The sequence below is a fragment of the Silvimonas amylolytica genome (assembly GCF_014645555.1).
GTDB classification, from domain to species: domain Bacteria; phylum Pseudomonadota; class Gammaproteobacteria; order Burkholderiales; family Chitinibacteraceae; genus Silvimonas; species Silvimonas amylolytica.
In genome coordinates, this window is record NZ_BMLY01000001.1 from 1,370,199 (window position 1) to 1,384,118 (window position 13,920).

Consider the following 13,920-nt stretch of genomic DNA (forward strand, 5'->3'; position numbering starts at 1 on the left):
TCATTAACTGGAATGACGCAATTATGTGTTAAACAAAATAAAACGCCAGAGATGTGTAAGCATCTCTGGCGTTTTCGCAACAAGTTTGCTGTCAGCTTTTGACTCAAACCGTTTTAAATGGCCGTTTTAGCCTTTGGTCAGGTTCAAGCGGTCGGCGTCGGATTGCGCAGACGAATATGCAGTTCGCGCAGTTGTTTCTCATCCACGGCGTTCGGGGCGTTGGTCAGCAGACACTGAGCACGCTGGGTCTTCGGGAACGCAATCACGTCACGAATCGACTCTGCACCCGCCATCAGCGTAACCAGGCGGTCCAGACCGAAGGCCAGACCACCGTGAGGAGGCGCGCCGTATTGCAGGTTGTCCAGCAAGAAGCCGAACTTGTTCTGGGCTTCTTCTGCGCCAATACCCAGAGCATCGAACACAGTCGATTGCACATCGGCACGGTGGATACGAATGGAGCCGCCACCAATTTCCCAACCATTGAGCACCATGTCATAAGCGCGGGCACGGCAAGCACCTGGATTGGTCGTCAACAGTTCAAGGTGATCGGCCTTGGGGCTGGTGAACGGGTGGTGGCAAGCGTTCCAGCGCTTGTCATCTTCGTCGTATTCAAACATCGGGAAGTCGACCACCCACAGCGGACGCCATTCACGCACAAAGAAGCCGCCGGCTTCGCCCTTCTCCAGACCAATCTTCAAGCGCAGCGCGCCAATGGCTTCGTTCACCACTTTGGTCTTGTCAGCACCAAAGAAGATGATGTCGCCAGCCTGGGCTTCGGTGCGTTCGACGATGGCCTTCAGTGATTCTGGCGTCAGATTCTTGACGATCGGCGATTGCAGGCCTTCTTCGTTCAGCTTGGTCGGGTCGTTGACCTTGATGTAGGCCAGACCCTTGGCGCCATAGATGCCAACGAACTGGGTGTAGGCGTCGATCTCGGAACGGCTGAAGGAGGCACCACCCGGTACGCGCAGGCCAACCACGCGGCCATTGTCCGAATTGGCCGCACCGGCAAAGACCTTGAACGGCACGTCTTTCATGACATCCGTCAGTTCAGTGAACTTGAGCGAAATGCGCATATCCGGCTTGTCAGAGCCGTAGTAGAACATGGCGTCGTCGTACTTCATGCGCGGGAACTTGCCCAGATCCACGCCGATGGCTTCCTGGAATACATGGCGAGCCATGTCTTCGGTGATGTCCATGATTTCGTCTTCGTTCAGGAACGAAGTTTCGATATCGATCTGGGTGAATTCAGGCTGACGATCAGCGCGCAAGTCTTCGTCACGGAAGCACTTGGTGATCTGGTAGTAACGATCAAAACCGGCCACCATCAACAGCTGCTTGAACAACTGGGGAGATTGCGGCAGCGCAAAGAACATCCCGTCGTGCACACGGCTGGGCACGAGGTAATCACGGGCACCTTCCGGCGTGGAACGGGTCAGCATCGGGGTTTCAACATCAATGAAGCCGCGGCTATCCAGGAAGTTGCGCACCAGCAACGCCACCTTGTAGCGCAGACGCAGATTCTTTTGCATGGCCGGACGACGCAGGTCGATCACGCGGTTTTGCAAACGCACGGTTTCCGACAGGTTTTCGTCGTCGATCTGGAACGGTGGGGTGTTGGCCGAGTTCAGGACCTTGATGTCCTTGGCAAGGATTTCGATCTCGCCAGAGATGAGGTTCTTGTTGGTGGTACCCGCCGGACGATCGCGCACGATGCCGGTGATTTCCAGCACGTATTCAGAGCGGGTAGCATCGGCGGTCTTGAAGGCTTCCGGGGTATCCGGATCAAACACGACCTGCACCAGGCCTTCGCGGTCACGAAGGTCGATGAAGATCACGCCGCCATGGTCACGGCGACGGTGCGCCCAGCCTTTCACGGTTACGGTCTGGCCGAGGAATCGCTTGTCGATCAAGCCACAGTAATCGGTACGCATAATTTTCTGAACCTGTTATTCGGTAAATACCGGGTCAATGAGTCTGTCTGTAAATCGTAAATCAAAAAAACCAGTCACTTCAAAATACAAAAGCCGGCCAGTCATCAAACTGGCCGGGCAGATACGGCAAACAACTGCACAACTTAAACGGGTGCGGCCACTGTCGCGTTGGGCGGTGCGGCGACGGTACGGCCAGAGGGCTGCACCACACCCATGGAAATCACGTACTTGAGCGCTTCATCCACGCTCATGTTCAGTTCACGTACGTCACCACGGCGCGCCATGAACAAAAAGCCGGAAGTCGGGTTTGGTGTGGTCGGCACAAACACAGAAACCAGATCGTCACCCAGATGATCTGCAATTTCGCCACCCGGCGCGCCGGTCATGAACCCGACCGTCCATGTGCCTTGATGCGGAAACTGTACCAGCAAAGCCTTGCGAAACGCCTGACCCGAATCCGAAAAAACGGTGTCTGAAACTTGTTTCACGCTGGAGTAGATCGAACGCACGATCGGAATGCGATTCAACAGCAACTCACCAATCTGCAGCAAACGACGGCCCAGCACGTTGGTGGCGATAATGCCGGTGACCAGCACCACCAATACGGTCAGCACCACACCGAAACCCGGGATATGGTGTGCACCGCCAAGGAACGGCGCATAAGGCGCAATCAGCTTGAGCAGCCAGAAATCGGGCCGTACCACTTGTGGCAGCAACGTGCCCAGTTGATCCAGCGTACCAATGATGAGGTTCAACACCCACAACGTGATGCCCAGCGGCACCCACACCAGCAGGCCAGTCAACAGGTATTTCTTGAAATGCGCCATTCAGGATCAAGCCTTGCGCCGGAGGGCGCCCAATTCATTCATCTTTGCCAACCCAAACGGGCTTAGTGGCACGCACAACCTGGACTACACGCCGCTGCTGCGGGTTCTGCAGCAGGTTTCTCAGCCGCTGTAGATGCCGGCGCCGTCACCGATGTACCACCACTACCGCCCTTGAAATCCGTGGCATACCAGCCCGTTCCCTTGAGCTGGAAACCGGCAGCAGTCACCTGCTTTTCATACGCAGCGGCGTGGCAGGACGGGCACTCGGTCAGGAGCGGGTCTGACATCTTTTGCATGTGATCGTTCTGATACCCGCAGGCGCTGCAACGATAAGCATAAATTGGCATGTGCGTACCCCCAAAAGAGACTGATTATACCGTGTTAGTCATGTTCGGGGCATTACCAGCAAAATCAAGCCTGTACACCGTACGGCGGCCGCGCTTTCAGGGCTTGGGAATACGCAGGGTGCGGCTGATCATCAGCGAACCCGACAACGCAAACATCAGCACCAGCGGATGCAGTTTCCAGGGGCCAAGATGCACCACCCCAAACCACAACGCATCACCCAGTGCCCCTGTCCATGCGGCAACAGCCAGCACCAGCACCAGCAAGAGCGAAGTGGGAATGGGCGTTCCTTCGTAATAACGCACCTTGCCTGACTCGCCCTTCAATTGCTCTGCAGTGACGTTGTAGCGCGCCAATCGACTCACGCCGCAAGCCACAAAGTAGCCCAGCACAATGCGATCCCACATGCCCTGCATGCCCGCGCCATATGCAATGGCAGCAGGCGCAACGCCAAAAGAGATCACATCGGCCAGCGAATCCAGCTCACGGCCTAGTGCCGACTGGGCATGCCGCCAGCGTGCGACCTGGCCATCCAGAATGTCGAAAAACAGCGCCAGCGGAATCAAGCCGCAGGCAATCAAGAGGTGCTCCGGGCTTTGCTGTTGCAGATACGTCATGACAGAAAACAGGGCACCGGTGCCGCACAGGGCATTGGCAAGGGTAATCCAGTCCGCCAGGTGAAAGCCCCGGATCATGGAAAAGTGACGGGCTTGTTTGCTACGCGCTTCGTCCAAGATTGCTCCAAAAGGCCAAAACAGAAGGGTAAACGTGTCCTATCTTAGCACTGGAGCGTCTGTTCTTTGAGAGATGCAAATGACATGCATGTCTGATGATTTCTTCCGCAAACCGGATCAGTGTTTGCTGTTGATCCACAAAACACCTGACTTGCTTATTCAGAAAAGATCGCAGCACAGTAGCGAAACTGTCCGCCTGTCCGGATGGTGTTGCACACGATTGCAAGCCACTTGCCCGGATGGCCGAGCTGCTTTAGCTTTTGGGGTCTCGCGCAGGCAGAACCCTGTAAAACAAGGGTCATCACACCGATGACCCTGCGGCAGGAGCTTGCAGGCGCACTAGATCACATCGGGTACGACTTACTGCACACAGTCCAGCAAGAGACTGGCGGCAATATGTAAGCCAAAAAGAAAATGGAGAGTTGAATATGAGTATTGGCCATCGTTTAATTGCAATGATTGCCATTGCGCTTGCAGCTGTGCTGGCGATCGGCGCCACCGGTTTGTATCAGTTTGCGCAAATCCAGTCCGGGGTAACCCGGCTGATGAACGATGACATCGACAGCCTGTTGATCGCCAACGATCTGAACAACCAGTACAAGGTGGAACAGATCCAGGTGGGCCGGTTGATCCTGGAGCAAGCCCCGGATGCGCGCGCCGCGATCAACAAGGGCATCCTGGATACACGCAACAAGCTGCAAACCCAAGCCAGCGCCTACGAAAAGAGCCACGTGCTCGACGACAGTGAAAAAGCCAGTTTTGAAGAGTTCAAAACGGCGCTGGCCAATTTGCATACCGTATTTGATCAGGTCATGAAAGCCTCTGAGGCGGGTGACAATGCCACAGCAGTGACTGTGGCTGGCTCACAAGGACGTGACCTGTCGATTGAAGTCGAAAAGAAGCTCGATAAAGTCTCTGCGTTCAATATTGATCGCGCGCAGAAAGAACAGGCCGAGATCGACCGTCGCCACCGGAATGCGCAAATCCAGTTTATTGCGGTGATCGTGCTGGCCACGCTGATTCTGATTGTGGGCGGCGTGGTGATGTACAGCGCCATCCGCCGTCCGCTGGCCGCCATGAAGCAAGCGTTTGTGAACGTACAGCGCAATCTGGACTTCACCCAGCGCGTGCCGGTTGGCCGCAATGATGAAATCGGCGCAGCCGTGCGTGCGTTCAACCAGTTGCTTGATGGCCTGCAAGGCAGCCTGCAAGGCATTAGCCAGCAGATTCGCCAGGTGGCGGGCGCCGCAACGGATATGTCGCGCAATGCCGTCGAGATGTCCGGCAATGCCAGCAGCACCAGCGAAGCCGCCAGCAACATGGCCGCGACCGTCCAACAGGTGACGGTCAGTATCAACCATGTGGCGGACCGGGCTGGTGAAGCCAATGAACTGTCGCGTGAATCCGGCAAGCTGGCCAAAACAGGTTCTCAGGTGATCGAATCAACGGTGAGCCGTATTGAGGGCATTGCCGGTACGGTGCGCACTGCGGCGGATGAAATTACCAGCCTGCAAACCCTGTCGGCTGAAATCAACGCCGTGGTGAAGGTGATCAAGGAAATCGCCGATCAAACCAATCTGCTCGCCCTGAACGCCGCGATTGAAGCCGCCCGTGCCGGTGAACAAGGCCGTGGTTTTGCGGTGGTCGCCGATGAAGTGCGCAAGCTGGCAGAGCGCACCTCGGCTTCGACTCAGGAAATCTCTGCCACGGTCGGCTCGATCCAGGATGGCGCGCTGCGTGCGGTATCGTCGATGCAGGAAGTCGTGTCGCGCATGGAAGATGGCGTGGGTCACGCCCGTGAAGCAGGTCAGGCGATTGTGGAAATCCGCCGCGGTGCCAACGACGTGGTCGAGCGGGTGGACGACATCAGCACGGCCATTCAGGAGCAAAGTGCTGCCAGCAGTAACATCGCACAACTGGTCGAGCGCATTGCGCAAATGTCGGAAGGCAATAGTGCTTCTGCCAAACAAACTGCCGGGGCTGCCCAGCAGTTGCATCAACTGGCTGGCGATATGCAGCGCGAGGTTGAACGTTACCGCGTTTGATTCTCTGGCACTCTCTGGCACCAACAAAAAAGCCCGGCTTGCGCGTCGGGCTTTTTTTGTTGGTGCGGGACGGAAGTCCGCGCTAACGCACTTCCACCAGATCCAGCGCCCAGGTTTTGGCGCAAGTGCCCTGGATATCCTGCGCCAGTTTGTCCAGGTCAATGTCGCCAATGGGCATCGGGCGGGCAAACAAAAAGCCCTGCAGCTTGGTCGCACCCATGGCGCGGAGTTGATCGGCAGTACCCAGTGTTTCTACACCTTCTGCCACCACTTCCAGATTCATGGCCTGCGCCAGCTGAATCACGCAACGCACAATGGCGGCACTCTTGGGATCGCTGTCCAGCGAAAGCATAAAGCTCTTGTCGATCTTGATGGCGTCAAACTGGTAGTGATGCAGATAAGACAATGAGGCATAGCCCGTGCCGAAATCATCCAGCACCACCTTCACACCGGCACTTTGCAACGCCTGCATGGTGTAGTTGGCCTGGACGGGATCAGCGACCAGCGCCCCTTCGGTGACTTCAATTTGCAGCCGCTCCGGGCGAATACCGAACGAGCGCATGCGGTCCAGAATAGTCTGCGCGCAGTTTGGCTGTACCAGCGAAAGACCCGACCAATTCAGGTGAATCGGTGGCCAGGAGTCTGGCACAGAGGCCAGCCAGCGGCACAGCCAGTCCAGCATGTAGTAATCCAGCCGGGTGATCAGCTTGGTGTTCTCGGCCACGGCCAGCAGTTGCGCTGGCATGGTCCAGCTGCCGTCACGCCAACGCCAGCGCATGAGTGCCTCGAAGGCCACGACCTCCCCTTTTTTGCAATCCACAATGGGTTGCAAGAACGGCACGATGGCATCCTGCCCCTTGAGCGCGTTGCGAAAACGGGTTTCTTGCTCAAGCAAGTCACCGGCCTGTTCACGCAGGTCTCCGGTGAACAGGACATAGCCGTCGCGACCACGGGCTTTGGCCATATACATGGCCGCATCGGCATCACGCAGCAAATCTTGCGGGGTCTGGTGTAACTGCGGCTCGGCCATGACTATGCCAAGCGAACAACTGGCAAAGATGGATTGTCGCGCCAGCAGAATCGGATGATCAAAGGCATCCAGAATGCGTTGCGATACCGTCGTTGCCGCGGCAGGATCACGCACACCCGGCAGCAAAATTGCAAACTCGTCGCCACCCAGGCGCGCCAGCAGGTCATTCTCGCGCAGGCAGGACTGGATACGCCGCGTGGCTTCAATCAGCAGTGCGTCGCCTTCGATGTGCCCGAAGGTATCGTTGATGTGCTTGAAGCGATCCATATCGGCAAAAATCACCGCGAAGGGTTCTTCTGACACGCCAAAGCCACGCCAGGCTGCGTCCAGTTCATGCATGAAGTAATTGCGGTTGGCGATGCCGGTGAGCGTGTCATGCCGGTTTTCGTATTGCAGGCGCAGGTTGGCGGAGTCCAGATCTTTGGTGCGCTCCGTCACCCGTTTTTCCAGTTCCAGATAGGCCGCATGCAAACGGTCGGTGCCACGTTTGCGCGCCAGTGCCGTACCAATGTGATGCGAGACAAAGGTCATCAGCGCCACTTCGGTATCACCAAACTCGATCTCACCCTCGTAAATCTGGATCACGATCACGCCGCAGACGTTGTCGTTCTCAAACAGCGGGGCGCCCAGCCACCAGGTGAAGTTGTCGTCACGGTTCAAAAACCGCGGGTCAATCTCTTCGGCCCGAGCCAGATCAGAGGCCCATGTCCGGTTCACCAGTACGGGCTTGCGCTGACGAATCACATATTCAGTCAGGCCACGCTGGGCTTTGCGTGGAGCGGGCGTATCTTCCAGACTATCGACAAAATACGGGAAACTGACGATGTCGGTTTCTTCATCATGCAACGCAATGAAGCAGTTTTTGGCATAGACCAGCGTGCTGATGATGGCGTGGATCTGACCATAAAAATCGGCCATTTCGATCGGGCGCGACGAGAGTTCGGCAATCTGGAACAAAGCGTGTTGCAACGCTTCGCCACGCTCGCGCTCCTGGACTTCGGAGACCAGCCGCGTGTTCAGTTGCTGCAATTCTTCGGTGCGACGAGAGACTTCGGTTTCCAGCCACGCCTTGCGCAGGAAGCGCTCCAGCGCCAGACCCACGTGTTGGGCGGTCAACAGGAACAAACGCTGATCGTCGGCATCGTAACGGTAGCCGGGGCGGTAAGTCTGTACGGCAATCATGCCGATCACTTCACCATTGGCTGAGCGCAACGGCGCACCAATCCAGGACTCTGCGACCGGGCCTTCGCCCCCGAGACTACCCGTGCGCTGGCGGTACAAAATACCGTCACGGTCAATCAACAACGGTTCGGCGTTGCGGATCACCCATCCCGTGAGCGTGATTTCATCTGGCGTAAACGGCAGGTCCTCGTTGGGATCAGGCAGGTCTTCATCTAGCGTATCGACGAAATAAGGATAACGCAGCGTCTGGCGCACCGGGTCATACAGGGCAACGAAGAAATTCTCGGCATCAATCAGCGTGCCAATCACTTCATGGACTTGCGGCAGGAACACATCAAGCTGGGTTTCACTGGCCGCCAGATCAGCCAGGCGGATCACGGCTTCGGTGATTTTTTGCAGATGATCTGCGTGGCGACTGAGAATGGAGCGACCAAAGACCTCGGCCGCGCACATCGCCACAAAATGGTCGACCTGGCCGCGCACAATCAGGCAGCCATCCGGGCGCAGTGGATCGCCAGTGAAGAACGCCTGGCCGTCGAGATCCTTGATGGCTTTGTGCGGGTACTTGTAATGCAGCGCGTCTACAAAAACGCGAAAATCATCCACCCCGGCAATCTGCTGCCAGACGTCGTCACGGTGTACAAACCAGGCCCAGTCCCCTTGTAACCAGACGGTTTTATCAGCTTCAAGGCAAGCCGCTATCCCGGCCAGCGTGCGCTGTTGCAACAGCGACCGGCAGATCGAGGCAGCTTCCTCGGGGACGCCCGGCAATGTGTCTGCCCAGGCAGGTTTGCTACTCATGCGCGGATACCAGGTGTGAGCTTTGACTGACAGATAAGTGCATCTTCACGGGGGATCACCGGTTTGGCAATCCCGACCGGGCAGAGTGTCGCGCTTTTCTTGCAAGACTTGACGTCCCGGCCGATCAGCGCCAAGGGGTCGCAATGGTATGCGCTACCTGTTGCCAGCCGCCAGGCCAGGGGCCATCGACCTGTTCATCATAGAAAACATGCAGCGCTGCGGCCAGGTCGTGCGAAGACATCCTCTCCTGACCGGTATGGCAGGCCGTCATCCTCACGCATTGGTCCACAATCCATACCGGCTTGTCGACAGCTTATCCACAGTCATGTCCACAGGCTCTGCCAGGCTTTCAGCGCAGATCCACCCATTCGCCTGGCGCAGCCATTGTGCGCACGATCGGCAGCATATCGCGCCAGCCGGCCGCGAAACTGCTGGAGACCGGCTTGCCGCTGCGAATGGCACGGGTAAAGGCGCGCAACTCGCTTGCATAGCCATCATCATCATCACGGCGCCATTCGCGCGCTTTGCCACTGGCGTCAGTGATGATCAATGTGCGGCCGTCGTAGGTCGCGCTGCCTTTTTCGGCCAACAGCACAAGACGCCACTCGCTATGCGCAGCAACGGAGAAATACAGATTGATATTGGCCGTCGCACCCGAAGCCGTTTGCAAAGCAAACGCAGCACCGTCATACCGGCCCAGATGCGGGTTGATCTGGCTGGGGCTGGCCGTGGCCCGGGTGATGTCGCCCAGCAAATCACGAACCACCGCCATGTAGTGCACGCCAGCATCAAGCACCAGCCCACCAGGAAATGCCTCTGAAGCCCGCCAGCCGCTTGAAATATACCGGTTGTCTTCGCGCATCAGCATCATGGCATTCCAGTTCAGCGCGTACGGGCGTCCGGCTTCGCCAGAATCCAGCCAGTTGCGCATACGCTCGAACACCGCGGCATAGCGGAAGTTTTCTGCCACCATGGTCACGCGATCGGGCCACGCTTGCGCCAGATCCAGCATGGCTTGCGCTTGCTCGGCGGTGGGGGCCAGGGGTTTTTCGACGAGCACATGTTTGCCGGCTTTGAGCGCTGCCCGTGTAGCCAGCAGGTTTTCAGTTGCCGGCAAGACAATATCGACCGCTTCAATATCTGGTCGCGCCAGCAATTCTTCCCAGCCAACATACCAGTCCACGCCACCGGCCATGGCAGAGAAATGCTGGGCCTTCTGCGCGGTGCGATTGCACACAGCCACCAGTTCGACTTCCTCGGCAGCAGCCTGCAGGGCCGGCCAATGCAGTTCGCGCGCCGCAACGCCGCAACCGATCAGCCCCAGCTTGACGGGGTGAGACATGGATTTTCTTCCTGCGAGTCGGGTATGTAATAAGAGTTTTGCGTTACGTTACGCGGCCCACCGACAGGAAGCAAAAGACGTATAAGGGTTAAGACGTAAGTACAACACCTGACCCGGGCTGCACAAAGAATTGCGGCAGGTCAAACGCCCCTGCCGCAATCGATGAATCAGAAGGCCAGCAAGGGTTCCAGCTTGGCTTGGGCCGAGGCAACCCAGGCGGGAATGTAAAACGGCGCGTCGTCCATGGCGATGGCTTCAACCTCCGTAAACATCTCCACCGCTTTGGGTGCGCCACGACGCGACTGGCGGGTGATGTGCGAGACCTTCCAGATGGTTTGTTTGACCTCGCCAGGCTTGTTCCACAAATCATCCAGATGCTTCATGCCGGCGGGTAGCACGAAGTAAGCATCAATGGCGTCGTAGGTGGTTTTGTCGTGAAAGCGCTCTGGATAAAGACACAGCAACAGGTAAGGCAAGTAATGGGCCTGCAGCCCGGCGTAATCAAAGATGCCGCGGGTATTGGCATCAATCAGTGCACGCTGAAAATCGCCCCAGGCCAGCTTGCGGCCAGACAGTGAGTACGCTTTCAGATAAATGGGATATAACTCTTTGAGCGCCCATGCACGCAGGCGCTTGCCGTTCTCCAGATCCAGCGCGGACGGCTTGAGATTGAATACGGCGTGACGATATTGCTCCAGCGAGCTGCAGCGGCTACCCGCCTTGTGGGCAAAGTGCGTCATCGTGTGCGGTGGGTGTGCGACGCGCAACACGAGTTCAGCTTCGCAGATTTCGCAGCGCCCCGTAGCGTTCTCGCCATAGGTTTGCCGGAACCATTCCGCGCTCTGGATTCCGTGCCCGTTCGGGTCTGTGGCGCGATGAGTCATGGTTGTCTCCTTGTCTGTCAGACAACCATGATAACCAAACCGCTCGTCCAGCCGAAGTGAACCAGTCAGCGGCGCGGCAAAAAGCCCTCAATCCAGCAGTCACATTTGCGTTCTACACTCCCCGCTCATTCGCCAAACCGCCCGGATCTCACCATGATGCGCAGTCTGATTGCCCTCTGGTTGTTGAGCACAGCCAGCTTTGCCGGTGCTGCGGCACCTGCCCCGCTTTCCGCACAGAACATGGCGCTTTATACCTACGTTATGGGACGCGCGATCAAGGCCGACTGCGAGCAAACCTATCCGGAAGCGACGAGTGCCATTGAGGCCAACTGGCAACGCTGGCATATGGCGCAGCCAGAGGTGGTCGCAGATTTCCGGGGCGAGCGCGCGCCTTCGGCCCCGCCCACTCGCGAGCAGCTAAAACGCATGGGCAACCCGGCGCAAAGCATCAAATCATTCTGGTGCCAGCGTCTTGATCTCTACATGGACTTTGGCACGCGCAGTTCACCCACCGCGGTCGCTGCCCTGCAACCATGGCTGGGTGAGGCCAACCCTGGCGCCCTTGTCCAGGCCAATGACGAATGCCGAAAACTGGGACCAGCCCAGTGCGGCCCGCTTGAGATCATTGCAAGCCAGCCAGCCCCTGCTGCGGTCCGTTAGCGCTCAGGCAGTCAGAACAAGCGAGCGATCAGCGCCTTGTTGAGCGTAGCGGGTAGTTCGATGGAAATAGCCACGCCATTGCCAGGCGCAACGCTCACCGGCAGACCGTCACCATCCCGCATCGCCCTCAGTTCAATGACCTGATTGCCGGAGGGGTGAATGATTTCCAGCTGGTCGCCCACTGCAAAGCGGTTTTTAACATCAATCTGCGCCCAGCCATCCACCACATTCAGGACCTCACCGACATACTGGCTTTGTCGTGATTGCGAATGTCCGTGCAAGTAGTTTTGCGTGTCCTGGCTGTGATGACGCTGCAAAAATCCATCGGTATAGCCACGATTCGCCAAACCCTCCAGATCAGCCAGGAGGGCCGGATCAAACGCCCGGCCGGCGACCGCATCATCAATCGCCCGGCGGTACACTTGTGCGGTGCGTGCCACGTAGTACGCGCTCTTGGTACGCCCTTCGACCTTGAGTGAATCCACGCCAATGTCCACCAACCGCGCCACATGCTCTACCGCGCGCAGGTCTTTGGAATTCATGATGTAGGTGCCGTGTTCATCCTCGATGATCGGCATCAATTCGCCAGGACGGCCGGGCTCCTCGAGCAGATACTCCGTTTCAGCAGCATCATGACGCGGCACGCCCCCACAAGCGCTCTCGCCTGCGGCGTGGATCTTGTAGTCCCACCGGCACGCGTTGGTACAAGTGCCCTGATTGGGGTCACGGTGGTTGAAATAGCCTGACAGCAAACAGCGGCCCGAATACGCGATGCATAGCGCGCCATGCACAAAGACTTCCAGCTCCATATCCGGGCATTGCTGGCGGATTTCCGCAATTTCTTCCAGCCCCAGCTCGCGCGAAAGAATGACGCGGGTCAGCCCCAATGATTGCCAGAACTTCACTCCCGCGTAATTCACGGTATTGGCCTGCACTGACAAATGCACAGGCATATCGGGCCAGGCTTCACGAACCAGCATGATCAGGCCAGGATCCGCCATGATCAGCGCATCTGGCTTCATGGCAAGCACTGGTGCCATATCAGCAAGGAAGGTTTTGACCTTGGCGTTGTGGGGCAACACATTGGCCGCCACGAACAATTGCTTGCCACGTGAGTGGGCCCGTTCGATGCCCTGCGCCAGGTGCTCCAGCCGGAAGTCATTGTTGCGCGCACGCAGGCTGTACCGGGGCAGACCGGCGTAGACGGCATCCGCGCCGAAATCGAACGCGGTGTCCAGTTTGGCAAGATTGCCGGCAGGCAATAACAACTCAGGGGCATGGCGCATGACGGGGTCCGGTCAGGACGAAAGGGAACCCGCAATTATAAACTGCAGCCGCACTGCCTTTCTTTTAATCAGCGGGTAAAAATTCCTTAAAAACAATCGGTTATATTGACTATCCACAACACGCACACAAGCTTGTTCTGGTATTTGCGTGGAAAACTCATGCCTGTCCACACCCCATGATGTCGGCTACGCACAGCGCAGAAATATCCAGCCAGGTTGCTTAAAAAACAGACAGCCACAGTAAATACCATGGCAGACAAGGACTTGGCAGGGTTGTCCACAGGGCATACACAATCTTGTGCCCGCAACTTGTGTAAAACCCCCGATCGTTGCCTCTTTTTCAGTCAGCAAGAAAAGCGCGTTCTGTGTCAAAGACTTGAGTCGCTTGTCCACAGATCACCAACATGGTTGTTCCGGTAAATCCGTGGAAAAGCGCGCCAGGCCTGCCTTAGGGCGCTTTTTCTACTCCGCGGCAAAACACCCGAAGCACCGGTTTTACCCATCCGACCCCCTCCTTATGGCGTTTGCCTGTTTTTTGATCAGCGCTTAAAAAACCTTATGACTCAGCATGCTGGGTGGTTTATCCACAAGCGCCTCACATAGCAAACCACACAAAACGGGGATAACCCCCAGATGCTGGCAGCAAGGCGGCTGACCATTTTGCAGGCAGCGGGGTTTATATCTTTCAAATCAGCTTGATAAGGCACTTACCCACACCGCGCGCACAAACTTGTTCATGGCCCGCAGTGGATAAACCCAGGTTGTGCACAACCCCCTGTACGCAATCACACATGCCATCGCCATGGCAGGCGGTTAACATAGTCATTTGCCCAGCAACCGTAACGAGGTT

General features: G+C 57.2%; 10 protein-coding genes. 2 read left to right on the plus strand and 8 right to left on the minus strand.

Annotated features, from left to right (window positions below; translation table 11 throughout):
* Positions 1 to 143: 143 nt before the first annotated feature.
* From aspS to IEX44_RS06020, 4 genes are all read right to left on the minus strand, one after another.
* The gene (gene aspS, locus IEX44_RS06005) at positions 144 to 1,934 is read right to left on the minus strand and encodes an aspartate--tRNA ligase (protein WP_188690206.1); all 1,791 of its coding nucleotides are present in this window, start codon (positions 1,932 to 1,934) and stop codon (positions 144 to 146) included.
* 143 nt (positions 1,935 to 2,077) lie between these two features.
* A complete protein-coding gene (locus IEX44_RS06010) occupies positions 2,078 to 2,761 on the minus strand; it encodes a DUF502 domain-containing protein (protein WP_188690209.1) in 684 nt (227 codons plus the stop codon).
* 62 nt (positions 2,762 to 2,823) lie between these two features.
* Positions 2,824 to 3,108 carry an FmdB family zinc ribbon protein gene (locus IEX44_RS06015; RefSeq protein WP_188690210.1) on the minus strand — a complete coding sequence of 95 codons (285 nt, stop codon included), beginning with the start codon at positions 3,106 to 3,108 and terminating at the stop codon, positions 2,824 to 2,826.
* Positions 3,109 to 3,204: 96 nt separating this feature from the next.
* Entirely contained in the window at positions 3,205 to 3,840 is a 636-nt protein-coding gene (locus IEX44_RS06020) for a CDP-alcohol phosphatidyltransferase family protein (RefSeq protein WP_229678775.1), read from the minus strand.
* Positions 3,841 to 4,268: 428 nt separating this feature from the next.
* Here IEX44_RS06020 and IEX44_RS06025 point away from each other — a divergent pair, with 428 nt between their 5' ends.
* On the plus strand, positions 4,269 to 5,885 hold the full coding sequence (locus tag IEX44_RS06025) for a methyl-accepting chemotaxis protein (RefSeq protein WP_188690213.1): 1,617 nt from the start codon (positions 4,269 to 4,271) through the stop codon (positions 5,883 to 5,885).
* A gap of 82 nt (positions 5,886 to 5,967) precedes the next feature.
* Here the strand turns inward: IEX44_RS06025 and IEX44_RS06030 are convergent, their stop codons facing one another.
* The 3 genes from IEX44_RS06030 to IEX44_RS06040 form a co-directional block, all read right to left on the minus strand.
* Positions 5,968 to 8,898, minus strand: a complete 2,931-nt coding sequence (locus tag IEX44_RS06030; protein ID WP_188690215.1) for a sensor domain-containing diguanylate cyclase — start codon at positions 8,896 to 8,898, stop codon at positions 5,968 to 5,970.
* A gap of 349 nt (positions 8,899 to 9,247) precedes the next feature.
* Positions 9,248 to 10,240, minus strand: a complete 993-nt coding sequence (locus tag IEX44_RS06035) for a Gfo/Idh/MocA family protein (RefSeq protein WP_188690217.1) — start codon at positions 10,238 to 10,240, stop codon at positions 9,248 to 9,250.
* A gap of 167 nt (positions 10,241 to 10,407) precedes the next feature.
* A complete protein-coding gene (locus IEX44_RS06040) occupies positions 10,408 to 11,124 on the minus strand; it encodes a hypothetical protein (protein ID WP_188690220.1) in 717 nt (238 codons plus the stop codon).
* A gap of 153 nt (positions 11,125 to 11,277) precedes the next feature.
* Between IEX44_RS06040 and IEX44_RS06045 the strand changes: the two genes are divergently transcribed.
* Positions 11,278 to 11,784 carry a hypothetical protein gene (locus IEX44_RS06045; protein ID WP_188690223.1) on the plus strand — a complete coding sequence of 169 codons (507 nt, stop codon included), beginning with the start codon at positions 11,278 to 11,280 and terminating at the stop codon, positions 11,782 to 11,784.
* Between the two features lie 11 nt (positions 11,785 to 11,795).
* Here IEX44_RS06045 and trhP read toward each other — a convergent pair whose 3' ends face one another.
* Entirely contained in the window at positions 11,796 to 13,070 is a 1,275-nt protein-coding gene (trhP, locus tag IEX44_RS06050; RefSeq protein ID WP_188690226.1) for a prephenate-dependent tRNA uridine(34) hydroxylase TrhP, read from the minus strand.
* Between the last annotated feature and the right edge of the window lie 850 nt (positions 13,071 to 13,920).